Source organism: Brevundimonas sanguinis (genome assembly GCF_029636725.1).
GTDB classification, from domain to species: domain Bacteria; phylum Pseudomonadota; class Alphaproteobacteria; order Caulobacterales; family Caulobacteraceae; genus Brevundimonas; species Brevundimonas sanguinis.
Window position 1 is genome coordinate 622,981 of record NZ_CP116770.1, and the last position, 22,712, is coordinate 645,692.

The window sequence follows — 22,712 nt, forward strand, 5'->3', positions numbered from 1 at the left end:
GGGGTGAAGGGGAGGGGCCTCAGCGCCCCTTCCTGAACGCCTCGGCCTTTTCGGCCGCCGCTTCCCTGCGCCAGCGTTTGGGGGCGGACTTGTCGACCTCCTCGCCCGCGCCGGTGAGGGCTTCGTTGGCGAATTCGAGGTCGAGGAGCTTCATCTTCTTGATCTCGTCGCGCAGGCGGGCGGCTTCCTCGAACTCGAGGTTGGCGGCGGCTTCGCGCATCCGGCCTTCCAGATCCTTGAGCGCGGCCTGGAAGTTGGAGCCGATGAAGGGCTTGGCTTCCTCGGCGACGCCGGGGCGGGTCAGGCGGTCCAGGTCGCGCGACTCATAGGGGCTGTCGAGGATCTCCTTGATGTCGCGCTTGACCGTCTCGGGCGTGATGCCGTGTTCGAGGTTGTAGGCCTGCTGCTTCTCGCGGCGGCGGTCGGTCTCGGCGATGGCGCGCTCCATCGAGCCGGTCATGCGGTCGGCGTAGAGGATGACGCGGCCGTCGACGTTGCGCGCGGCCCGGCCGATGGTCTGGATCAGGGAGGTCTCGGAGCGCAGGAAGCCCTCCTTGTCCGCGTCGAGGATGGCGACCAGGCCGCATTCAGGGATGTCGAGGCCCTCGCGCAGCAGGTTGATGCCGATCAGGCAGTCGAACGAGCCCAGGCGCAGGTCGCGCAGGATCTCGATGCGCTCCAGGGTGTCGACGTCGGAGTGCATGTAGCGGACGCGTACCCCCTGTTCGTGCATGTATTCGGTCAGGTCCTCGGCCATCTTCTTGGTCAGGGTGGTGACCAGGGAACGGTAGCCCGCGCGGCTGGTGGCCTTCACCTCGTCGATGACGTCGTCGACCTGGTTGCGGGTCGCGCCGGAGACGGGGCGGATCTCGACCGGGGGGTCGATCAGGCCGGTTGGGCGGATGACCTGTTCGACGAAGACGCCGCCGGTCTTGTCCAGCTCCCAGGCGCCGGGGGTGGCCGAGACGAAGACGGTCTGGGGCCGCATGGCGTCCCATTCCTCGAACTTCAGCGGCCGGTTGTCGATGGCCGACGGCAGGCGGAAGCCGTACTCTGCCAGGGTCGACTTGCGGCGGTAGTCGCCGCGATACATGGCGCCGATCTGGCCCACGGTGACGTGGCTCTCGTCGACGAACAGCAGGGCGTTGTCGGGGATGTATTCGAAGAAGGTGGGCGGCGGCTCGCCCGGCGCGCGGCCGGTCAGCCAGCGGCTGTAGTTCTCGATGCCGGCGCAGGAGCCGGTGGCCTCCATCATCTCCAGGTCGAAGCGGGTGCGCTGCTCCAGCCGCTGGGCCTCCAGCAGCTTGCCGTTCTCGACCATCCAGTCGAGCGTCTCCTTCAGCTCGGCCTTGATGCCGGTAATCGCCTGATTGAGCGTCGGGCGCGGGGTGACGTAGTGGCTGGCGGCGTAGACGGTGACTTCGTCCAGCGCATTGGTCTTCTTGCCGGTCAGGGGGTCGAACTCGTCGATGGCCTCGATCTCGTCGCCGAACAGGCTGATGCGCCAGGCGCGGTCTTCAAGGTGGACCGGGAAAATCTCGAGGGTGTCGCCGCGCTTGCGGAACATGCCGCGCTCGAAATGCAGGTCGTTGCGCTTGTATTGCAGGGCGATCAGGTCGGCGCGCAGCTTGGCCTCGTCGATCTGGTCGCCGACCTTCAGGCCGAAGGTCATGGCGGTGTAGGTCTCGACCGAGCCGATGCCGTAGATGCAGCTGACCGAGGCGACGACGATGACGTCGTCCCGCTCCAGGATCGCGCGGGTGGCGGCGTGGCGCATCCGGTCGATCTGCTCGTTGATCGACGAGTCCTTCTCGATGTAGGTGTCGGTGCGCGGGACGTAGGCCTCGGGCTGATAGTAGTCGTAGTAGCTGACGAAATACTCGACGGCATTGTCGGGGAAGAAGGCCTTGAACTCGGAATAGAGCTGGGCCGCCAGCGTCTTGTTGTGGGCCAGGATCAGGGCCGGGCGCTGGGTCTGTTCGATCACCTTGGCCATGGTGAAGGTCTTGCCCGAGCCGGTGACGCCCAGCAGCACCTGTTCGCGTTCCCCGTCGTTCGCCTGGGCGACCAGTTCGGCGATGGCGGAGGGCTGGTCCCCCGCGGGCTGGTATTTCGTCTCTAGCCGGAACGGGATGCGCTTCTTGTTGGTCGGCCGGTCGGGGCGGTGAGGGACCCAGTCGGCAGGCGCGGCGGGCGCTTCCTCGGGCGTCAGGCGCGGACCGCTCACCGGCGCGAACATCGGCGCACGACCGTGATCGAAGGCGACGGGCGCCTCGCTGAGACCGGGATTGGGCGTGTGCACGGGCTTGGTCAGCTTCGGGGACGGTGTCGCGGGAGAACGGGCCATGAACATCAAGGTAATGCCTGCGCCTGCGCGACGCTAGGGCGAGCGGAACGGCGATTTCGATAAAGGGCGGCGTCTGAAACGGCGATTTCCCGGTTGTGCGATTGGGGCCGTATCGCCAAGGTCCGCGCCATGAGTGAGCTTCGCGACGTCTTCATCACTGGGACCGGCGCCGTCCTGCCCGGCGAGCGGATCGGCAACGATCGGATGGAGGATTTCATCGGCCGGATCGGCGGGCGGCCGTCCGCTGTCGGGCGCCGCGCCCTGCGCTGGAACGGGATCGAAGGGCGGCACTACGCCCTGAACGAAGACGGGGCGCCGTTGCACTCCAACGCCTCCATGTGCGCCGGGGCGGTGCGGGCGGCGCTGGACGCAGCGGGGCTGAGCCTTGGCGACCTGCAGCATCTGGGCGCGGCGGCGACGCAGGGGGACTATCTGGTGCCCGGCCACGCCAGCGCGGTTCAGGCCGAACTGGGCGCGGGGCCGCTGGAGGCGTTCAGCTATCAGTCGGTCTGCGCCAGCGCCCTGATGGCGGCCAAGGGCGCGTGGCTGAGCGTGCGCGCGGGCGAGGCGGATGTCGCCGCCGCCTGCGCCGGCGAGTTTTCCTCACGCTGGTTCCGACCCGCCTTCTATGAGGGCACGGCGCTGGTGGACGAGAAGGGCCGGGCGCGGATCGAGGCGGATTTCCTGCGCTTCACCCTGTCGGACGGGGCCGGCGCCGTGGTGATGGAGCCGAGGCCCAAGCCCGACGGCCTGAGCCTGAAGGTCGAGTGGATCGACATGACGTCGCTGGCCGGGCGCTTCGATCCCTGCATGTGGGCCGGATCGACGCCGGAAGCGCGCGCCGACATGACCAGCGCCTGGAGCCACGCAGGCCCGGCGGCGGCCCATGCGGCGGGGGCGGTGGCCCTGCTGCAGGACTTCGAACTGCTGAAGATCGTCATTCGCGCCTGGATCGGCGTCTGGCTGGAGAAGGTGGATGCCGGGCGCATCGTGCCCGATCAGGTCGACCATCTATTGTGCCACTACTCCGCGCGGTCGCTGCGTCAGGAGATCGTCGGCCTGCTGGAAAGCACCGCCGCCATGATCCCGGAGGAGAAGTGGTTCACGACGCTGCCGGACAGCGGCAATGTCGGCTCGGCCTCGATCTGGGTCATGCTGGACGCCTTCCTGAAGTCGGGGCGCGGCAAGCGTGGAGACAAGGTGCTTTGCATCGTGCCCGAGAGCGGGCGGGCGATGATCGGCTTCATGATGCTGGAGATTGTGTGATGGCGGAACTTGGGGCCGAGGCGGCGGTGGCTGATACCTTACGGAAGCTGGCGGTCGTCTTCGCCGACTTTGAACAGCGGCTGGAGGCGACGCCGCTGATCCGCAAGCTGACGCGCGGGCGGTTCGAGGTCGCCGACTATCACGCCTTCCTGATCAACCTGCGCCAGCAGGTGAAGGACGGGGCGCTGTGGATGAGCCGGGCGGCGTCGAATATCGGCGAGGACCATCTGGAGCTGCGCTCGACCCTGATGCGTCATGCGGTGACGGAGCATCGCGACTTCCGCCTGCTGGAGGCCGACTTTGTGGCGGCGGGCGGGGCGCTGGGCGACATTCAGTCGGCGCCCAAGAACGTGGGGTCCGAGGCCCTGTCGGCCTGGATGTTTCATGAGGCGTCGAAGCCTGATCCCTTCGGCCTGCTGGGCGCCATGTTCATCATCGAGGGGCTGGGCTCGATCAAGGCGCGGCCGTGGGGCCTGAAGGTGCAGGAGCGGCTGGAACTGCCCGACGAGGCGGTGCGCTTCCTGCTGTATCACGGCGACAACGACGCCGAGCACATGAAGGAGTTTGAGGAGATGCTGGGCATGGTGCTGCCCGATCCCTTCATCGCCGAACGCATCGTCACGACCGCCAAGGTCACGGCCCGTCTCTACGCCCTGCAGATCGAGGAGATCACGGCGTGAGATACTACAAGCCGGGGGAGGATCCGTTCGACCCCGCGCGGTTCGATCCCAAGGATCCCGATCCGTGGATGGCGCTGTATCTGGATCACAGCCTGCCGATCGACGACGGGGCCAAGCGCGACCTGTTGCTGGGGGCGCGGTCGCGCTCGCGGCGCTGGCTGTTCCCGGTGGCGCGGCCGCTGGTGTTCCTGTTCTTCTGTCTGGTGAAGGTGCTGCGGGTTATTTCGCCCAAATACCCGAACCTGAACGGCCTGCTGCACAAGACCATCCACTGGGGGTTGCGGACCTTCGCCACGCCCGAGGCCAACCGGGTGATCCTGCGTCACTTCCACGTCGGGTCGGAACTGACCGCCTTCGTGCGGGAGAACGCGGGCGTGGGCGACAAGGTGACGAAGTGGCCGCTGACGCCGACGCGGCTGAAGGACATCGAGCCGGACCTGTTCCTTCAGCACGATCTGAACATCTTCAACTTCGTCATCGAGCTGAACGCCGCCCTGCGCGCCGAGGGACGAGAGCTGACGCCGCCCGAACGCATCGACTTCTCCATGATCTCGGACGAATTCCCGCCGTTCGAGGAGTTTCCGCGCAAATGGCACAACTTCGTCGACGTGCAGACGGCGGTGGAGTTCTACACCCCGATCTACGCCCTGATGCTGCCGAGGGACGACTTCGTGCGGGCGTCCAGCTCGCTACAGCTGGATGAGGTGATCGCCATCTACATCGCCCGCATCCTGGGCACGAGCTACCACATGGCCTTCGTCAAGAACGGTCATCCGCTGGTGGCGCTGTCGACGCTGCAGGCGGGCTATCGGCTGATGATGCACGGGCTGGATTCAGAGGCCATGCACGGCTGGCTGCGGGTGATGAAGGCGCGCCAGGCGGCGGGCCTGCCGCTGGACCCGGCCAACTCGGGCGCGCCGCATTAAGGCAGGAGGCGGTCGCCGATTTCCGCTGGCGCCCGGCGCGGCGGCTGCTAGCGTGGCCGGATGAAATCGGCGCGTTCCTTTCTGACCTCTCTCAGCACGCTTGTGTTGCTGTCGCTTGTGCTGGGCCAGGTCGCCGGGGCGGCGGCGCAGCGCTGGGGCCTGCCGGGCGGGCATGTTACGGCCGACCTTATCCAGGCGCTGGGCCAGCTGTGGCTCAATGCGCTGAGGATGACGATCATCCCGCTGGTGTTCAGCCTGCTGGTGACGGGCATCGCCTCCATCGCCGATGCGGCGCGGACCGGGCGGCTGGCGCTGAAGGCGGTGGCCTGGTTCGGGGGGCTGATCGTCTTTGCGACCATGTACGCCGTCGCGGCGGCCTATGGGCTGCACGCCCTGTGGCCGATCGACCCGGAAGGCGCGCGCCTGCTGCTGGCCATCAAGCCGGAAGGGGCCGAAGGCCTGGGCGCCGGGGCGCCGTTCAGCGAGTTTCTGAAGACCATCGCCCCGTCCAACCCGATCCGCGCGGCCGCCGAGGACGCCATTCTGGGCATGGTGGTGTTCGCCGTCTTCTTCGGCTTTGCGGCCTCGGGGCTGCCCGAGCGGCTGCGCGTGCCTCTGATCACCTTCTTCGAGGCGGTAGGCGAGACGATGATCGTCATCGTCCGCTGGGTGCTGAGCGTCGCGCCGCTGGGCGTCTTCGCCCTGTCGATCGGGGTGGGGCTGACGGCGGGGGCCAGCGCGGCGGGGGTGCTGCTGCACTATGTGGCGCTGATCTCCATCGCCTGCATCGGCATCGGCCTGATCTTCTATCCGCTGGCGGTCATCTTCGGCCGGGTGTCGCTGGGCCGGTTCGCCCGGGCGGCGGCGCCGGCGCAGGTGGTGGCCTTCTCGACCCAGTCGTCGCTGGCCAGCCTGCCGGTCATGGTCGAGCGGGCGGTCGACGAGCTGGGCGTCAAGCGGGCGACGGCGGGCCTGGTCCTGCCGCTGGCGGTGGCGGTGTTCCGCATCACCAGCCCGGTCGCCAATCTGGGGGTCGCCATCTACTGCGCCCACCTGTTCGGGCTGGAGCCCTCGGCGGGCCAGCTGTTCGCCGCCATGCTGACGGCGGTGCTGATCTCGATCGGCACCGTGGGCCTGCCCGGCCAGGCCAGCTTCTTCGCCTCCATCGCCCCCATCTGCATCGCCATGGGCGTGCCGCTGGAGCTGCTGCCGCTGCTGTTGGCGGTCGAGGTCGTGCCCGACATCTTCCGCACCCTGGGCAACGTCACCGCCGACCTGGCCGTGGTCCGCATTGTTCAGGGCGGCGAGGCGGCGTCGGACTGAACGCCTCTAGTCTTCCATCGCCTCAAACATGGCCTCGGCCTCATCGAAGGTGTCGTAGTCGAGGCGTTCGGGCGGGCGCACGATGACGAAGCGGGTCAGGACGGGGGCGGCGGGCTCGGGACGCCGGTCCCACTGCCAGAAGGTGCGGTCGAGCCGGCTTTGCAGAAGGGTCCACTCGCCTGCTTCTCCCTGAGGCGGCTTCGGCGGCGGAACGGTCTGTCTCATCAGCGTCTCCCTGTGCGGCGACAGCAAAGCGCGGCTGGACCGCAGTGTCAAAGAGCGTAACGCAAGCGGAACCGTTGGCGGCGGTCGTGATTGATGCGGCCTTGGCGCAACATGCGGCGCCGTCCTTGCAGCTTGGCTGCAGATGGGATGCGACCCTAAGGCGAAAATGAGGCATGCTGTCGCCAGGAGAATATGCGATGACCAAGTCCAGCAATGAATCCGACGCCCGCGCCGCCCTGCGCGTGGTCTCCTCGCCGGAAGCCGAGGTCTATGACCTGATGCGCGCGCCCGAAACCACCGCCGAACGGGTCAAGCGCCTGCAGGCCGAAGCCCGCGCCCTCGCCCTCGAGCAGGTCGAGGCGCTCGAAGCCGCCCTGTGCAAGGCCGCCGACATGGCCAAGGAGATCGCCGACGGCGGCGACGCCTATCCGGTCGGCGCCCGCGAACTGGCCGCCCGCCTGGTTGCGGACCTGCCTTCCAAGGCCGAGACGATGAAGGCCATCGTCGCCAAGAGTCATCCTTGATCTAAGGGCGCTACCGCTCGCCGCGCGGCGGCTCGCTGCTTGAGCGCGCGAAGCGCCAGGCTGCGTCGGGTCGAGAAGGCGGAGCCTTCTGACGCAGCCCACTACGAACCGAGTACGTCTTCGTACTCAGGATGGCGTTTCAGCCAGGCGACGGCGTAGCTGCAGTGGGGGATCAGGGTCAGCTTTTCGGCGCGGGCGTGTTCGGCCAGGGCCTGCATGAAGCGGCCGGCGGCGCCCGTGCCGCGCAGGGCCGGGTGGGCCTCGACGTGCAGGATGATGCGGGCATGACCGCGCACGGCGTATTCGGCCCAGACGGGATGCTCGGTCCCGTCAGAATCGGCGAATGTCTGCTGGAAGCGGTGGTCGGCGGCGTGGTCTTTGAAGGCGGACACGAAAGGCTCCTCCTGAAGGGGTCTCAGATCAGGCCGGCCGATCGTTCAACAGGGCCAGCAGACCCAGAACGCTTTTCACCGTGAACCAGATCGACACCAGCAGCAAAAGAAGTCCGAACAGCAGAAGGAACGGAATGCCGATCAGGAAGGCCGAAGCCACGGCGCTGACGGCCACCAGCACCCACAGGATGGCGCTGATCCAGAACACCGACCAGAACAGCTTGATCTGCGCCTCGACATGCTGGGCCGCCAGACCCGTGGCCGAGCCGCGCGTGATGTAGGCCACCACCAGACCGACCAGCACCAGCACGTTCGCGCTGGGGATCGACAGGATGTAGAGGAGCCACGCCACGATGGCGCCGTCGCGGCCCGCAATGGGGGCGGCCGGGTTCTGCTCGCTCATGAAGGCGGTCCTTTCAGTAGAAGAGGCGGCGGGGCTCAGCGATAGGGCGTCCGTTCAGCAGGTCCTTCAGCCCCAGAGCGCCGCGCACGATGGTCCACACGGCCATGATGAACAGGACGAAGACGCCGACGTTGACCAGGATCAACACCGCGCCGGCGATGATGGCGCAGACGGCGGCGAGAAGGGTGCGCTGCTGAAAGATGAAATGGCTGCGCAGAATCGGATCGACCGGCGCGGAACGGCGCCAGACCCGCAGCAGCCCGACCGCCGCCGCCACGCCGAAGGTCGGCGCCGCCAGCAGGATCAGCGCATAGCCGACATAGAGCCCGGACAGGTCAGCCGAAACCTCGCCGCCGCTGTTGCTGGTGTAATCGCCGGACTGGACCATCGGAACCTCTTGTCAGAGCGAGATGATGGCGGGACGGAGGGCCCCGCGCAACCAGCCTCAGCGCGAATAGGCGACTTCGCAGGCGGCGGCCGCGGCGTCGGGAATGGCGCCTGGCTTTTCGACCCGCACGATGACGCCCAGCACGCGGGGATCGGCCAGGCAGGCGACCGCCGTGCGTTCGGCGAAGGTTTCGATCAGGGCGATGTGCGGTCCCGCCGCCAGTTCGCGCACGATGCGGGCGACGCCGTCGTAGTCCAGGGTGTCGGCCAACCGCTCGACCGGCGCGTCGCCCAGGTCCAGCTCGACGTCCACGACCAGAGGCTGGAGCCGCCCATGCTCGTGGTCATAGAAGCCGATGGAGGCTTCGACCTTCAGCGCCCGCACCATGACCTTCAGGCCCAGGCGGCGCGGCTCCGCGGAGGGCAGAGGGGTGACGACGGCGCTCAAGACCAGGTCTCCGGCGGCAGAAGATCATTGATGCTGAAATCGGCCCGGTCGCACCAGGCGCCCAGCGCCCACGCCCGCTCGGCCTCAGTCAGGCCGCGCGTCAGGACGGTGTTGGTCGGCGTTTCCTCGATGGCCAGCTCGGCCAGGCGGAACGGCAGGCCCTCGGCTTGCAAGATGGCTTCCAGCTTGCGCCACAGGGCGATGACCAAGGCCTCGGTCGTGGGGTCGCCGTCGACCGTCAGCACCTGGTTGAGCCGATGCGGCTCATGCTGCTGGAACCAGCCGAGCAAGGGGTCGGCGCGGTTCAGCTGGAAGGCGTGGTCCAGGCTGCGGTCGACGAAGCCGTGCCAGCGCGCCTTCAGCCGTTCGAAGGAGGCCGCATAGTTGGCGCCGCCGAAGTCGATCTCGGCCGTCGGCTCCAGCGTCACGGTCACGAACTCGTTGTGCCCATGCGGCACGGCGCACTTCGACCCCGCATCGGCGATCAGCCGGTGCGCCATCGAGAAGCGGCGAGTGAAACGGACAGCGGGCATGAAGGTCTCAGGATGAACGGCGGCAGCTAAAGCACCAACCTATCGGCAAATAAAGGTCATGTGGCGGCGAACGACGCCGCCGCTGACGGCTCAGGCGAACTCCAGGTCGCGGTCGCGGCGGGTCAGGGACGCCCCGGCGTCGACCACCAGATTCTGTCCGGTCAGGCTGCGCGCGGTCAGGATGAAGGTCAGGGCGGCGGCCAGATCCTCGACCTGGACGGGCCGTTTCAGCGGCGTGGCCTCGGCCCCGGCCTGATAGTCGGCCTCGGGCCACCCGGCGGAGGGCAAGGTCAGGCCCGGCGCAATGCCGCAGACGCGGATGCGCGGCGCCAGGGCCAGCGCCAGGGCGCCGGTCATGTGGGCGATGCCGACGCGGCTGACGGTATAGGAGAAGAAGTCGGGGTTCGGCGCCGTGACCTTATAGTCCAGCATATTGACCACCACGCCTTCGTCCGTCTCGGGCAGGCGGGCGGCGAAGTCGCGGGTCAGGGCCAGCGGCGCCAGGACGTTGACCTCGTGATGAAGGCGCAGATCCGCCTCCTGAAAGGTCTTCAGCTGATCATAGACGAACAGGGAGGCGTTGTTGACCAGCACCCGCAACGGTCCGAAGGCGAAGGCCTGATCCATCAGGGCGGCGCGCGCGCCGGGGTCCGTCAGCTCGGCGTGAACGGCGACCGCGCGCTGTCCAATGGCCTCGATGGCCTGAACGACGTCACGCGCGCCGTCGGCGTCGGAACGATAGTGGACGACGACGTCATAGCCTGCCTGAGCGGCCGCCTTGGCCAGCACCGCCCCGATCCGGCCCGAGGCGGCGGTGACAAGCGCTGCGCCTCTCGACAAGGGCGGCGAAGGGGCGTCGGCGCGCCCGGACTCAGTCAACCCGGCCGAACTCGTAATAGTTGACGGCGGCGATGACGGCGATGAAAACGAAGATGGTGGCGATGGCCAGCATGGTGCAGCTCCTGATTTTGTCCCCGAATAGGGGCAAGCGCGCCCCTGTTCAAGCCGCCCGACCGCAGCCTATCGTGCGCGCATGGCGAACTGGCGCACGCGCATCGAACCCTTCACCCGGCCTTTGTTCTTCGCCTGGTCGCGTATGAGCCGGGGCATGACGCTGGGCGTGCGCGGCGCGGCGGTCGACCCAGAGGGCCGGGTGCTGCTGGTCAAGCACACCTATCTGGAGGGCTGGTGGCTGCCGGGCGGCGGGGTGGACAAGGGCGAGACGACGCAGACCGCCGTCATCCGCGAACTGCGCGAAGAGGCCGGGCTGATCGTCCGGGGCGAGCCGCGCCTGCTGTCGGTCCACGCCAATGAACGCTTCTTTCCGGGGGACCATGTGCTGGTCTTCCGCATCGACGCCTTCGACCTGACCGAGCGGACCAGCCACGGCGAGATCGCCGAGATCGGCTGGTTCCATCCCCACGCCCTGCCCGACGACGCCACCCGCGCCACTCGCGCCCGCCTGGCCGAGATCTTCGGCGGCGCCGCGCCCGACCCGAACTGGTGAGACAGCCGATGCAGCTTCCCGTCCTCGCCCTGCTGGCCATGGTGCTAGGCGGCGCCGCCACCGCCCTGCAGGGGCCGACCAATGCGCGGCTGGCCAGCGCGGTCGGATCGCCAGTCAATGCGGCCTTCGTCTCCTTCTTCGTCGGTACGGTGGCGCTGGGGCTGCTGGCGATGGCGTTGCAGACGCGGCCGGACGTACAGGCGATGAAGGCTCTGCCCGCCTGGGGCTGGATGGGCGGTCTGTACGGCTGCGTCTTCGTGGTGGCCGCCGCCTGGGGCGTGCCCAAGATCGGCGTGGCGCTGACCATCACCCTGATGGTGGCGGGCCAGCTGGCGCTGAGCCTGATCCTCGACCACTTCGGCGTTATGGGCGTGCCCCAGCAGCCGCTCAGCCTGACCCGCATCGCCGGGGTGGCGCTGGTGATCGGCGGGGTGCTTCTGGTCCGGCGCGGCTGAGCCTATATCCCGGCTGATGACCGATCCGACGCCCGATACTCCGGAAACGCCCAACTCGCAGGCGAACGCCCTTCCGCTTCAGGCCGCCGAGCTGATCGCGGACGAGGCCCGGCGCGCGCCCGACAAGCCCGGCGTCTATCGCATGTACGGCGAGGACGGCGCCTGCCTCTACGTGGGCAAGGCCAAGTCGTTGAAGAAGCGGGTTGTTCAATATGCGCAAGGGCGATTCCACACCCAGCGCATCGGCCTGATGGTGTCGCTGACCCGCTCGATGGAACTGGTGGTCACGGCGTCCGAGACCGAGGCCCTGCTGCTCGAATCCAACTTCATCAAGAAGCTGAAGCCGCGCTTCAACGTCGTGCTGAGGGACGACAAGTCCTTCGCCGAGCTGATGATCCGGCGCGACCACCGCGCGCCCCAGGTGCGCAAGCATCGCGGCGCCCATACGATACCCGGCGACTATTTCGGCCCCTTCGCCTCGACCTGGGCGGTGAACCATACGTTGAACACCCTGCAGAAGGCCTTCCTGCTGCGATCCTGTTCGGACAGCGTCTATGAGACCCGCACCCGCCCCTGCATGCTGCACCAGATCAAGCGCTGCTCGGCGCCCTGCACCGGCCTGATCTCGCTTGAGGATTACGGCGATCTGGTCACTGAGGCCGAACAGTTCCTGCGCGGCAAGTCGCGCGCCGTCATCGGCCGTCTGTCGCAGGAGATGCAGGCGGCGTCGGACGATCTGGACTTCGAGACCGCCGCCCGCGTGCGCGACCGGATCCGCGCCCTGTCGGCCATTGCGATGGAAAGCAGCATCAACGCCGACGGCGTGGCCGAGGCCGATGTCTTCGCCCTGCACGCCGAGGGCGGCCAGGCCTGCGTCCAGGTCTTCTTCTATCGCGCGGGCCAGAACTGGGGCGGGCGCGCCTATTTCCCGCGGGTGGACAAGAGCGACAGCGACCCGGAAATCCTCGCCGCCTTCCTGGGCCAGTTTTATGAGGACAAGCCGATTCCGCGCCTGATCCTGTCCAACGTCCGCCCGCACGAGCTGGAGTTGCTCGAGGAGGCCTTCAGCATGAAGGCCGAGCGGCGGGTCGAGATCGCCCGCCCCTTGCGCGGCGGCAAGGCCAGCCTGGTCGACCACGCCCTGACCAACGCTCGTGAGGCGCTGGGCCGCAAACTGGCCGAGAACTCGGCCCAGTCGAAGATTCTGGACGAGGTGTGCGAGGCCTTCGGTCTGGACGCCCGGCCCGAGCGGATCGAGGTCTACGACAACGCTCACATCCAGGGGACCAACGCCGTCGGCGGCATGATCGTCGCGGGGCCGGACGGCTTCCGCAAGAATCAGTACCGCAAGTTCAACATCCGGGGCGAAGACCTGACGCCCGGCGACGACTACGGCATGATGCGCGAGGTCATGCGCCGCCGCTTCGGACGGCTGGTGAAGGACGAGGAAGCCGGCGAGGCGGTCGAGCGCCCCGACCTGCTGCTGATCGACGGCGGGGCGGGCCAACTGGCCGAGGTGCTGGCCGTCATGGCCGATCTGGGCGTCGACGACATCGCCGTGGTCGGCGTAGCCAAGGGACCGGACCGCGACGCAGGCCTGGAGAAGTTCTTCATGCCCGGCAAGGCGCCCTTCATGCTGCCGCTGAAAAGCCCGGCCCTCTACTACCTGCAACGCCTGCGCGACGAGGCGCACCGCTTCGCCAACGGCGCCCACGCCAAGCGCCGCTCGATGGACATCACGAAGAATCCGCTGGACGAGATCGAGGGCGTCGGACCGGGACGCAAGAAGGCTTTGCTGCACGCCTTCGGCTCGGCCAAGGGGGTCAGCCGCGCCTCTGTCGCCGACCTGGCCAAGGTGGACGGGGTCAGCCACGCTCTGGCCGAACGCATCCACGGCTTCTTTCACAAGTCATGAGAGACGAAGATTTCGGGTTGAGCGACCGCGCGTCGCGGGTTTAGGAACGATCTCATGATCTCCGAGCTGACCAAGGGCTACCATCGCTTCCGCGCGAACCGGTGGCCGTCTGAACACGCTGAATACGAGGCCCTGGCCGCCAACGGCCAGAAGCCGCACACCCTGGTCGTGGCCTGTTCCGACAGCCGCGCCGACCCGGCCCTGATCTTCGACACGGCGCCGGGCGAGCTGTTCGTGGTGCGCAACGTCGCCAACCTGGTCCCGCCCTATGAGCCGGACGGCAAGCTGCACGGCGTCTCGGCGGCGCTGGAGTTCGGCGTCAATGTTCTGAAGGTCCGGCACATCGTCGTCATGGGTCACGCCTCATGTGGCGGGGTGAACGCCATGCTGAACGGCGCGCCCGCCAACTGTCAGGACTTCGTCGCCCCCTGGGTCGAACAGGCCGCCCCCAGCGTGCGGCGCGCGGTCCAGGCCCTGCCCGACGAACAGGTCGAATGCGCGGCCGAGGAAGCCGTGGTGCGCCTGTCGCTGGACAACCTGCGCACCTTCCCCTGGATCGCGGAGAAGGAGGCGGCGGGCGAACTGAAGCTCAGCGGCCTGCACTTCGGCATCGCGCTGGGCATTCTGTCCAAGCTGACGGGGCCGGGACGGTTCGAGCGGCTGGACTGACGCCAGCCCCGCGGCTTACCCCGCCCTCGCCTCTGGCCGCGAACCATGGCACACCGGGCGTGTTGCAACGGAAGACGTCATGGCCCCTGCCTACAAAGCCATCCCCAACATCCTGACCGGCCTGCGGCTGGGGGCGGGGATCCTCATGTTCCTGCTGCTGGCGGGGGCGACCAGCGGCTTCCCCTTCGTCTCGGCCTGGCTGAGCCCTGACGACCAGTTCGCCATGTACCGGACGGGGTTCTGGATCTTCGTCATCGCCGCCTCGACAGACTGGATCGACGGCTACCTGGCTCGCCGCTGGAACGCCGAGACGCGCTGGGGAGCCATCCTGGACCCCATCGCCGACAAGATCCTGGTCACCGGCGCCGTGCTGGGCGTGCTGACCAGCGGTTCGGTGCAGCAGATCATCATCCCCTGCGGCCTGATCCTGTTCCGCGAGTTCGCCGTCTCGGCCCTGCGCGAAACCATGGCCGGGCGCATCAAGCTGCCGGTCACCCTGGCCGCCAAGTGGAAGACGACGCTGCAGATGGTGGCTCTGGGCTGCCAGCTGTTCGCCCGCAACTGGGACGGTTGGGGCTTGCCGTTCGACTATCTGCCAGCCTTCCAGCTGTTCTCGGACGCCTTGATCTGGCTGGCCGCTATCGTCACCCTGTGGACCGGCTGGCAGTATTTCAGCGCGGCGCAAAAGCAGATGCGCGACCTCTAAGCCGCCCAGTCTCTCCACCTAAGGCAAGCCAAGCTTTCGCCCCGCCCATCAGGCGGCGGCGTCCTTTTCCCTTGCGCTGTGTGCGGAACGGCCTACATTGTTCCTGCTTATGCTAAGTTTGAGCATAAGTCGGGGCCGTGCAGACGGCCGTTGCAGGAGTAGGGATGATGGCGGACGGCGCTTTCGGTCTGTCGAGGGAACTGGCGGAAGAGACCGCTCCGGTGTGGGACAAGGTCAAGGACTTCGTCACCCCGCTGGAATGGCCGCAACAGGCCCGGTTGATCAGCGAGATCAACCGGCTGAAGCGCGAGCGCGACGCGGTCATCCTGGCCCACAATTACATGACGCCGGAGATCTTCCACGGGGTCGGCGACTATGTCGGCGACAGCCTGGGCCTGGCCAAGGAGGCGGCGCGCTCGGACGCCAAGGTGATCGTTCAGGCGGGCGTCCACTTCATGGCCGAGACGTCCAAGATCCTGTCGCCGGACAAGACGGTGCTGATCCCCGACCTGCGCGCGGGCTGTTCGCTGGCTTCCTCGATCACGGGGGCGGACGTGCGGCTGATCAAGGAGCGGCACCCGGGCCTGCCGGTCGTCACCTATGTGAACACCACGGCCGATGTGAAGGCCGAGACCGACATCTGCTGCACCAGCGCCAACGCCGTTCAGGTGGTGGAATGGGCGGCCAAGGAGTGGGGCGTCGACAAGGTCATCCTGATCCCCGACGAATATCTGGCGCGCAACGTCGCGGCCCAGACGACCGTGGGCATCATCGCCTGGGCGGGTCGCTGCGAGGTGCACGAGCGCTTCACCGCCGACGACATCAAGGAGATGCGCGCCGCCTATCCGGGGGCCGAGATCCTGGCCCACCCGGAATGCCCGGAAGAGGTGCTGGCGGCGTCGGACTTCGCCGGGTCGACGGCGGCGATGATCGACTATGTCGCGGCGCGCAAGCCGAAGCAGGTGGTTATGATCACCGAGTGCTCCATGGCCGCGAACGTCAAGGGCGACGTGCCAGGCGTCGACTTCATCGGCCCGTGCAACCTGTGCCCGCACATGAAGCGCATCACCCTGGAGAACATCCGCGACTGCCTGCGCGACATGAAGTTCGAGGTGACCGTGGCGCCCGAGATGGCCGAGCGCGCGGCCCTGGCCGTGCAGCGGATGATCGATCTGCCGCCGCCGTCCAAGCCCGCGCGCTATGACCTGGTCAAGGCGCGGCATCATGTCGATGTGGAGCTGATCTGATGGCCCTATCCGCAATCCTTCTCCCCTCGGGGGAGAAGGTGGGGCGCGCAGCGCCTCGGAAGAGGGGGCTGCCTGATAAATGCTGGACGTCGAAGGGGTGGCGAGCGTCCCCCTCGTCCGTCCGGCTTCGCCGTCCACCTTCTCCCCCGAGGGGAGAAGGATGAGCGTTGAGGGGCCCTGGGGCGCGCGCGACGGGTCGACGCCCCCGCCTGTGCGAACGCCGGAGCGCGAGACTCCGCGCTACAGCGCGCGTCACGACACGCCGCGCGAGGACAAGGGGCAGCACCCGGTCTGGGCGGTGGTCTCCACCCTGTTGATGGCGGGTTTCCTATGGTTCCTGACCGGCAGCTGGGTCGTGGCGGGGGCGGTCCTGTTCGGCCTGTTCGTGCACGAATACGGCCATGTGCTGGCGATGAACCGCGTCGGCATGGGTCCGGCGCGCATCTACATCATTCCGTTCCTGGGCGGATTGGCGAAGGGTCAGCGCGCGCCGAAGAGCGAATGGCACGGGGTGCTGGTGTCGCTGGCGGGGCCGGCGTTCGGCCTGCTGGCGATGATCCCCTTTGTGGCCGTGGGCGTGACGATGAAGTCGCCGGAGTGGCTGATGGGCGCCTTCTTCATCGCCATGATCAACCTGTTGAACCTGCTGCCCGCGCCGCCGCTGGACGGGTCCAAGGCGCTGGGGCCGGTGCTGACCCGGGTGCATCCGCGGCTGGAGCAGGTCGCCCTGCTGGCCGTCGGCGGACTGGCCGTGTGGTGGGGGCTGTCGACGGGGCGGCTGATCCTGGCCGTCTTCCTGGGGCTGGCGGTGATCGGCCATCTGAAGCGCGGCGTGTGGCGGGCGGCTTGGGGACAGCTGAGTTGGCCCGAGGCGGGGCGAAGCCTGGGGCTGTATCTGCTGACGGCGGTGGTCTGCGCGGCGGCGGCGATCGGCGCCCTGCTGCCCCTGACGGGCGGGGCGGTCGAGCCGGCCTTCGAGATGGGGCTGCGTTTCTTCGGGGTGGGAGGCCGCTAGGCCATGGCGCGCATCCGTCATGACGGGCCCCTGATCATCGGCGGCGGGCTGGCGGGCCTGTCGGCGGCGCTGGAGGCGGCCGAGGCGCTCGGTCCGAACGGCAAGGTGCTGGTGGTGACGCCGGAGCCCTTGCTGAACGCCTGTTCGTCGGCCTGGGCGCAGGGCGGGATGGCGGCGGCCCTGTCGCCGCACGACAGCGCGGCCTTGCACGCCAAGGACACCGAGGGGGCGGGCGCCGGTCTGGTCGAGGCTGAGGCGGCGCGCGCCCTGACGACGCGGGGGCGCGAGACGGTCGAGTGGCTGGCGGCGCTCGGCGCGCCGTTCGACCGCGACGCCGACGGCGGCTTTTCCGTCAGCCTGGAGGCGGCGCACAGCCTGCCGCGCGTGGCGCGGGTCGGCGGCGACGGCGCCGGGCGCGCCATCCTGTCGGCCGTGGTCGCCGCCGCGCGGGCGGTGAAGGGCATCGAGATCTGGGAGGACGGGCGGCTGCGCGGCTTGATCCGCGACGTCGACGGCCGGGTGCGCGGCGCGGTGATCGAGCGGCGCGGCGGCCAGGGACATGGAAGGCTGGACGAGGTGTTCGCGCCCGCCGTGGTCCTGGCGACCGGCGGGATAGGCGGCCTGTTCGAGGCGACCACCAACCCGTCCGCCCTGCGCGGCGAGGGGCTGGCGCTGGCCTATCTGGCGGGGGCGGAGATTCTCGACCCCGAGTTCGTGCAGTTTCACCCCACGGCCATCGATGTGGGCCTTGATCCGGCTCCGCTGGCGACCGAGGCCCTGCGCGGCGAGGGGGCGCGGCTGGTCGACGGAGGCGGAGCCTTCCTGCTGGGCGATCATCCCGACGCCGATCTGGCGCCCCGGGACATCGTGGCGCGGGCAGTGCACGCGGAGCGCATCGAGGGGCGCGGCGCCTTCCTGGACGCGACCCGGGCCGTGGGCGAGGCCTTTCCGCATGAGTTTCCGGCCGTCTTCGCCGCCTGCATGCGGGCCGGGCTGGACCCGCGCGTCTGCCCGATCCCGGTGGCGGCGGCGGCTCACTATCACATGGGCGGCATCGTCGCCGACGACGAGGGGCGAACGACCGTCCCCGGCCTGTTCGCCATCGGCGAGTGCGCGGCGACGGGGGTGCATGGGGCCAACCGGCTGGCGTCCAACTCCCTGCTGGAAGCGGGCGCCTTCGGACGGCGCGCGGGCCGGGCGGCGGCGGCGGAGGTTCAGCCCGAGCGGCGGCCGCTGGCGGCGGTGCAGGCGATGACGGATCTGCTGCCCGAGGCTCTGGCGACCTTGCGCGCCGCCATGACGCGCCATGCGGGCGTGGTGCGGGACGAGGCGGGGCTGACGGCGCTGCTGGCCCTGATCGACGACCTGGCGAAGGCGCATCCGACGGCGGCGTGCCTGACGGCGGCGCGGCTGGTGGCCCAAGGGGCGCTGAACCGACGCGAGAGCCGGGGCGGCCACTATCGCCGCGACTTCCCCGACAGCCTATCGAGGGCCGAGCACACGCGGATGCGCGCGGCGTCGGCGCGCGACGAAGAGGCCGAGGCGGCGACGCTCGCCGCCTTGGCCGCCGTGATCTGAATGACGAAGGACGTTTCCGTGACTCGAACCTTGCCGGACCTGCTGATCGAGCCTGTGGTGCGCATGGCGCTGGCCGAGGACCTGGGACGCACGGGCGATGTGACGGCCCAGGCCTGCATCCCCGAGGACGCCCGCTTCGGCGCCGTCTTCGCGGCGCGCCAGGCCGGGGTGATGGCGGGCGGGGCGGTGGTGCGGATCGCCGTCCATGCGCTCGACCCTCAGGCGACGGTGACGGTCAAGGTCGCCGACGGCGAGGCGTTCGAGGCGGGGGCCGTGCTGGTCGCGGTCGAGGCGAACGCCCGCGCCCTGCTGGCGGCCGAGCGGACGGCGCTGAACCTGCTGGGCCGGATGTGCGGCATCGCTGCCCTGACGCGGACCTATGTGCAGGCGGTCGCAGGGACGCACGCGCGCATCGCCGACACCCGCAAGACCACGCCGGGCCTGCGCGCGCTGGAGAAGCATGCGGTGGCCTGCGGCGGCGGGCTGAACCATCGCTTCGGCCTGGATGACGCCATCCTGATCAAGGACAACCACGTCGCCGTCTGCGGCGGGGCGGGCGAGGCGGTGCGCCGCGCCAAAGCCTTCGCCCCGCACCTGATGAAGGTCGAGGTCGAGGTCGACGGCCTGGATCAGCTGGACGAGGTGCTGCCCGAGCGGCCCGACGTGATCATGCTGGACAATTTCAGCTTGGACGACATGGCCGAGGCGGTGCGGCGGGTGCGGGACAGCGCCTTCGGGCCGGTGGTGCTGGAGGCGTCAGGCGGGGTGAACCTGACCACGGTCGCGGGCATCGCTGCGACCGGCGTGGACGTCATCTCCGTGGGCGCGTTGACCCATTCGGTGATGCAGCTGGATATCGGCCTGGACGCCGATTGAGCGGACACGGACCGGGGTTTTTCGGGGAACGGGCCCCGCGGGGGGCCGTTCTCATGCGGCGGGAGGGCGCGACCTCGAAGGAGCGACGCCATGACCAAGGTTCCACATCCGCCCCCGGAGCAGCGCAGCTTTGCCGACCGCGGCCATCGGCCGATGGATGAAGCCGCAGCTGGACGACGCCACAGGGCGGAAGGCGTGCAGTCCGACCAACCCGGCGACGCCGACGTCAATCTGGGCCAGCAGGGGCGCTTCGGCAATCTGCATCAGAACCTGACCACCCGCCGCATGAGCCATCCGTAGGAGGGATCAAGCCTCGGCGCTGACCGAGACCGGAGCGCCCGGCTTGGGCGACGGCGCAGCGCTCCCCGAGCTGGACGGCGTCGGCGGCGGAGTCTCGGCCTTGCCTGAAGCCAAGACCTCGCGCGCCACGACGGCGGTGTAGGCCACGGCGCCCGAAGCGTTGCGGGCGGCTTCGACCGGATCGAGGCTGGCCTGCACCAGGCGGGGTGCGGCCTCGGCCGGACCCGACGGACGCGGGTTGTAGGCGAAGGCCTGGCTGGCGCCCGAACGACCGCCGAAGCGATAGAACAGGTGATCGCCGACCTGATTCACGCGGATCAGATTGTTGCGCCATGACGGCGAGACGGCGGTGGTGTGGAAGTGGGTGGCGTTGCCCACGGCGCTGAACACCTGGCCGGACAGGGCCTTGGTCGCCACTTCGCGGGCGCGGTTCCAGGCGCTGCGGTTGACGGCGCCGCGCATGGCGCCGTTGCAGGTGAAGCTGAACTGGCAACCCGTGCCGCGGTTTGCGCCCTGATAGACGACGGCGCAGACCGTCTTGGGGAAGGCGGGGTGGCGGGCGCGGTTCAGCACCACCTGGGCCACCGCCTTCATGCCGTCGCGGCCTTCGCCGCGCGCTTCATAATAGACGGCCTGGGTCAGGCATTCCAGGTCGCGCGATTGGTCCAGCGCGCCGTCGAGGCGGAAGGGGCGGGCGGCGGACATCTTGGTCGCGCCGGCGGTTTGCAGGTTGGCGCGGCGCAGGCCGTCCTGGCCTTCAAGCTGTTCCAGGCGGGCGGTCAGCAGCTCGGCCTGGCGGTCGCGTTGGGCCGAGCCGGCGACGGAGTAGGGGTCGTGGCGGTGGGCGATGGCAAGGGCGCTGGCGTCCAGTCCGCCGGCCGCTTCGGCCAAGGCTTCCTGAGTATAGGCGCCCTGCAGGCGCTCGGCCTGTTGGCGCACGGTCGAGGCCTGGGCGGCCAGGCCGCCCAGATAGGCCCCTCCGACTGCGAGGCCGACCACGCCGCCGAACACCGCCGCGGCCGTCGTGGGGCGCAGGCGGAATGAGCGGGCGGCGTGCATCAGCGCGCGCGTCTGCGAGGAGAAAGACAAAGGCGTAGTCCTGTACAACAGGGCGAGGATGCCGCCCCCGTAGTTCCCGAACCCTGGCGACAAGGACGCGTCGCGCTTCAAGCGGGTCGGGTGAACGCCGACTGAACGCCGGCCCTCGAAGGCGGGCCTTTATCCATTGGTTTATGGCCTCAATGTGACTGATTCGCTAGAATCACAATTTCTGCAGCATCCAGAAATTGTCTAAAAGTCATTATTTTCACTGTTTTAAATCATGACGAAATTGCGCGCCAGACCTTCTTGCGAATACCGTATTGAGATGTTGACTGAAGATTTGGTGGGCCGCATCGGATTGTCGAATAAGCTATTTGAGGGGGTGTGACATCTTGGATGACAGAGTCGTGCCTTAGATGGGAACCGGGCGGTAATTTTCGCGTTCCAAGCTGAGCTATTTCAAGGAGTTGACCCCATGACCCACATCGTATCTCGTCTGGCCGTTCTGACGCTAATCGGCGCCGGCGCCCTGGCCCTGTCGGCCTGCGGCCATACCGTGGAACAGAAGGCGGCGACCGGCGCCGTGGCAGGGGCCGTGGTCGGCGGTCCGGTCGGCGCGGCTGTCGGCGGCGCTGCAGGCGCTGCGGTGGGCCACGCTCAAAAACCGCACTAACGACGCGCCTCTTCGTCGCGAACCGTGGTCGAGAGGCGTCAGTCGCATTAAATCCCATGAAATCGGGCTGTAGAGCTTGATTTCGGCGCGAAATTCGGCTTTGCCCTCCCGCCGGGCCGAGCGTGTTGAAACGCGCTCATCGCCCCGTCTTGCGGCCGTCGCTTCTCCGATCGGCCCCATTCGCCGTTTCCATTCGCTATCAAGGACACCCGCCTCTCAGCATGCGCGACCTCAAGAACACCGGCTTCAACGACCGCCTGTCCGCCCAGAAAGACGCCAAACAAGCCCTGCTGGCCCGGTTCAAGCCAAAGCCGATGGTTCAGGACCCCGAGTTCGAAAAGCTGGCCGCCAAGCGCGCCGCCGAGAAGGAGGCCCTTCGCCAGCAACACGAACTCGCCAAGGCCGAACAGCGCCGTGAGAAGGCCGAGAAGGACGCCGCCCGCCTGGCCGCCGACATGGCCGCCCAGGAAGAGGTGGACGCCGCCAAGCGCGCCGCTCGCAAGGAGCGCAAGCAACTGACCAAGGAAGAGCAGAAGGCTGCTCGCGACGCCCGTTACGCCGCCCGCAAGGCGCGCAATCGCTGATTATGACGGTTCGTGCCCCTTCCTGACCGGGAAGGGGCGACGCTGACGCCGCTCTGACATGACAGGCGCGAAGATTCCTGCGATGTGACGCCGCCGGCCCCTTGGAACGCGGGCCAGACGACCTAACTGCAAGGCTGATCTTCCCCAGCCATGCGAACAGGAGCCGTCATGAACGCCATCGACACCGGTCTGAAGCCCAAGGAACGCGCCGACGTCGCGCGCGAACTGTCCAAGGTTCTGGCCGACAGCTACGCCCTCTATCTGAAGACGCACGGCTATCACTGGAACGTGCGCGGGCCGGAGTTCTTCAGCCTGCACAACCTGCTGGAAGAACAGTACCGCGAGATCTGGGCCGCGCTGGACGAGATCGCCGAGCGCATCCGCGCCCTGGGCGAGCTGGCGCCGCAGAGCGCCGCGGCCTTCGCCAATCTGACCTCGATCAAGGACGGCGATCCTGAGAAGGATTCCGCAGCCATGCTCAAGGAGTTGGTCAAGGACCACGGCGTGGTCATCGCCACCGCCCGCGCCGCGCTCGACGCCGCCGATGAGGTCGGGGACGAAGCCTCGGTCGACCTGATGACGGTGCGGCTGGCCGCGCACGAAAAGGCCGCCTGGATGCTGCGCTCCAGCCTCGGCGACCGATAGCAGGCTGACGGATCGCCGGGCCGCCTCAAGGAACGGTAATCTTCGCG

27 protein-coding genes are annotated in these 22,712 nt (G+C 68.4%); 18 read left to right on the forward strand and 9 right to left on the reverse strand.

Going from position 1 to position 22,712, the window contains the following annotated elements:
- Nucleotides 1-19: 19 nt before the first annotated feature.
- Nucleotides 20-2,347 (reverse strand): excinuclease ABC subunit UvrB, encoded by a 2,328-nt coding sequence (gene uvrB / locus PIB44_RS03060; protein ID WP_278070375.1) that lies wholly within the window; start codon nt 2,345-2,347, stop codon nt 20-22.
- A gap of 129 nt (nt 2,348-2,476) precedes the next feature.
- Between uvrB and PIB44_RS03065 the strand changes: the two genes are divergently transcribed.
- From PIB44_RS03065 to PIB44_RS03080, 4 genes are all read left to right on the forward strand, one after another.
- Entirely contained in the window at nt 2,477-3,613 is a 1,137-nt protein-coding gene (locus PIB44_RS03065) for a beta-ketoacyl-ACP synthase III (RefSeq protein ID WP_278070376.1), read from the forward strand.
- Nucleotides 3,553-4,293 carry an iron-containing redox enzyme family protein gene (locus PIB44_RS03070; RefSeq protein WP_253119943.1) on the forward strand — a complete coding sequence of 247 codons (741 nt, stop codon included), beginning with the start codon at nt 3,553-3,555 and terminating at the stop codon, nt 4,291-4,293. Before PIB44_RS03065 ends, PIB44_RS03070 begins: the two co-directional genes overlap by 61 nt.
- Nucleotides 4,290-5,219, forward strand: a complete 930-nt coding sequence (locus PIB44_RS03075) for a DUF6999 family protein (protein ID WP_253119941.1) — start codon at nt 4,290-4,292, stop codon at nt 5,217-5,219. The genes PIB44_RS03070 and PIB44_RS03075 overlap by 4 nt, the downstream gene beginning before the upstream one ends.
- A gap of 102 nt (nt 5,220-5,321) precedes the next feature.
- The gene (locus PIB44_RS03080) at nt 5,322-6,542 is read left to right on the forward strand and encodes a dicarboxylate/amino acid:cation symporter (protein ID WP_278070377.1); all 1,221 of its coding nucleotides are present in this window, start codon (nt 5,322-5,324) and stop codon (nt 6,540-6,542) included.
- A gap of 6 nt (nt 6,543-6,548) precedes the next feature.
- Here the strand turns inward: PIB44_RS03080 and PIB44_RS03085 are convergent, their stop codons facing one another.
- A complete protein-coding gene (locus PIB44_RS03085) occupies nt 6,549-6,767 on the reverse strand; it encodes a hypothetical protein (RefSeq protein ID WP_278070378.1) in 219 nt (72 codons plus the stop codon).
- A gap of 197 nt (nt 6,768-6,964) precedes the next feature.
- On the opposite strand from PIB44_RS03085, the gene PIB44_RS03090 reads away from it, so the two are divergent.
- Nucleotides 6,965-7,291, forward strand: coding sequence for a hypothetical protein (locus PIB44_RS03090; RefSeq protein ID WP_025978607.1), 327 nt, complete (start codon nt 6,965-6,967; stop codon nt 7,289-7,291).
- A gap of 101 nt (nt 7,292-7,392) precedes the next feature.
- Here the strand turns inward: PIB44_RS03090 and PIB44_RS03095 are convergent, their stop codons facing one another.
- From PIB44_RS03095 to PIB44_RS03120, 6 genes are all read right to left on the reverse strand, one after another.
- Nucleotides 7,393-7,683 carry a GNAT family N-acetyltransferase gene (locus PIB44_RS03095; RefSeq protein WP_025978606.1) on the reverse strand — a complete coding sequence of 97 codons (291 nt, stop codon included), beginning with the start codon at nt 7,681-7,683 and terminating at the stop codon, nt 7,393-7,395.
- A 28-nt stretch (nt 7,684-7,711) separates the two neighbouring features.
- Nucleotides 7,712-8,086 (reverse strand): hypothetical protein, encoded by a 375-nt coding sequence (locus tag PIB44_RS03100; protein WP_278070379.1) that lies wholly within the window; start codon nt 8,084-8,086, stop codon nt 7,712-7,714.
- 13 nt (nt 8,087-8,099) lie between these two features.
- Nucleotides 8,100-8,474 (reverse strand): serine/threonine protein kinase, encoded by a 375-nt coding sequence (locus PIB44_RS03105; RefSeq protein ID WP_253119937.1) that lies wholly within the window; start codon nt 8,472-8,474, stop codon nt 8,100-8,102.
- Between the two features lie 57 nt (nt 8,475-8,531).
- Complete coding sequence (folB, locus tag PIB44_RS03110) at nt 8,532-8,921, reverse strand: dihydroneopterin aldolase (RefSeq protein WP_134582308.1); 390 nt, start codon at nt 8,919-8,921, stop codon at nt 8,532-8,534.
- Complete coding sequence (locus PIB44_RS03115) at nt 8,918-9,454, reverse strand: 6-pyruvoyl trahydropterin synthase family protein (protein ID WP_134582309.1); 537 nt, start codon at nt 9,452-9,454, stop codon at nt 8,918-8,920. Before PIB44_RS03115 ends, folB begins: the two co-directional genes overlap by 4 nt.
- A gap of 90 nt (nt 9,455-9,544) precedes the next feature.
- The gene (locus tag PIB44_RS03120) at nt 9,545-10,333 is read right to left on the reverse strand and encodes an SDR family oxidoreductase (RefSeq protein WP_278070380.1); all 789 of its coding nucleotides are present in this window, start codon (nt 10,331-10,333) and stop codon (nt 9,545-9,547) included.
- A gap of 154 nt (nt 10,334-10,487) precedes the next feature.
- Here PIB44_RS03120 and PIB44_RS03125 point away from each other — a divergent pair, with 154 nt between their 5' ends.
- The 10 genes from PIB44_RS03125 to PIB44_RS03170 all read left to right on the forward strand — a co-directional run bounded on the left by PIB44_RS03125 (nt 10,488) and on the right by PIB44_RS03170 (nt 19,722).
- Nucleotides 10,488-10,961 carry an NUDIX domain-containing protein gene (locus PIB44_RS03125; RefSeq protein WP_278070381.1) on the forward strand — a complete coding sequence of 158 codons (474 nt, stop codon included), beginning with the start codon at nt 10,488-10,490 and terminating at the stop codon, nt 10,959-10,961.
- Between the two features lie 8 nt (nt 10,962-10,969).
- A complete protein-coding gene (locus tag PIB44_RS03130; RefSeq protein ID WP_134582312.1) occupies nt 10,970-11,416 on the forward strand; it encodes a DMT family transporter in 447 nt (148 codons plus the stop codon).
- A 16-nt stretch (nt 11,417-11,432) separates the two neighbouring features.
- Complete coding sequence (uvrC, locus tag PIB44_RS03135; protein WP_278070382.1) at nt 11,433-13,331, forward strand: excinuclease ABC subunit UvrC; 1,899 nt, start codon at nt 11,433-11,435, stop codon at nt 13,329-13,331.
- 54 nt (nt 13,332-13,385) lie between these two features.
- Entirely contained in the window at nt 13,386-14,000 is a 615-nt protein-coding gene (locus tag PIB44_RS03140; RefSeq protein WP_134582314.1) for a carbonic anhydrase, read from the forward strand.
- Nucleotides 14,001-14,079: 79 nt separating this feature from the next.
- Entirely contained in the window at nt 14,080-14,706 is a 627-nt protein-coding gene (pgsA, locus tag PIB44_RS03145) for a CDP-diacylglycerol--glycerol-3-phosphate 3-phosphatidyltransferase (protein WP_025978596.1), read from the forward strand.
- Nucleotides 14,707-14,873: 167 nt separating this feature from the next.
- Complete coding sequence (gene nadA, locus PIB44_RS03150) at nt 14,874-15,953, forward strand: quinolinate synthase NadA (RefSeq protein WP_278070383.1); 1,080 nt, start codon at nt 14,874-14,876, stop codon at nt 15,951-15,953.
- 160 nt (nt 15,954-16,113) lie between these two features.
- On the forward strand, nt 16,114-16,968 hold the full coding sequence (locus PIB44_RS03155) for a metalloprotease (protein ID WP_278070384.1): 855 nt from the start codon (nt 16,114-16,116) through the stop codon (nt 16,966-16,968).
- 3 nt (nt 16,969-16,971) lie between these two features.
- Nucleotides 16,972-18,546 carry an L-aspartate oxidase gene (locus PIB44_RS03160; protein ID WP_278070385.1) on the forward strand — a complete coding sequence of 525 codons (1,575 nt, stop codon included), beginning with the start codon at nt 16,972-16,974 and terminating at the stop codon, nt 18,544-18,546.
- Complete coding sequence (gene nadC, locus PIB44_RS03165) at nt 18,547-19,422, forward strand: carboxylating nicotinate-nucleotide diphosphorylase (RefSeq protein ID WP_029972737.1); 876 nt, start codon at nt 18,547-18,549, stop codon at nt 19,420-19,422.
- Between the two features lie 90 nt (nt 19,423-19,512).
- Entirely contained in the window at nt 19,513-19,722 is a 210-nt protein-coding gene (locus PIB44_RS03170) for a hypothetical protein (protein WP_253119915.1), read from the forward strand.
- Nucleotides 19,723-19,728: 6 nt separating this feature from the next.
- Here the strand turns inward: PIB44_RS03170 and PIB44_RS03175 are convergent, their stop codons facing one another.
- Entirely contained in the window at nt 19,729-20,811 is a 1,083-nt protein-coding gene (locus PIB44_RS03175) for a cell wall hydrolase (protein ID WP_278070386.1), read from the reverse strand.
- 427 nt (nt 20,812-21,238) lie between these two features.
- Between PIB44_RS03175 and PIB44_RS03180 the strand changes: the two genes are divergently transcribed.
- From PIB44_RS03180 to PIB44_RS03190, 3 genes are all read left to right on the forward strand, one after another.
- Complete coding sequence (locus tag PIB44_RS03180) at nt 21,239-21,436, forward strand: hypothetical protein (RefSeq protein ID WP_134582320.1); 198 nt, start codon at nt 21,239-21,241, stop codon at nt 21,434-21,436.
- A 221-nt stretch (nt 21,437-21,657) separates the two neighbouring features.
- On the forward strand, nt 21,658-22,020 hold the full coding sequence (locus PIB44_RS03185) for a DUF6481 family protein (RefSeq protein ID WP_025978589.1): 363 nt from the start codon (nt 21,658-21,660) through the stop codon (nt 22,018-22,020).
- Nucleotides 22,021-22,188: 168 nt separating this feature from the next.
- Complete coding sequence (locus tag PIB44_RS03190; protein WP_025978588.1) at nt 22,189-22,665, forward strand: Dps family protein; 477 nt, start codon at nt 22,189-22,191, stop codon at nt 22,663-22,665.
- Nucleotides 22,666-22,712 lie beyond the last annotated feature (47 nt).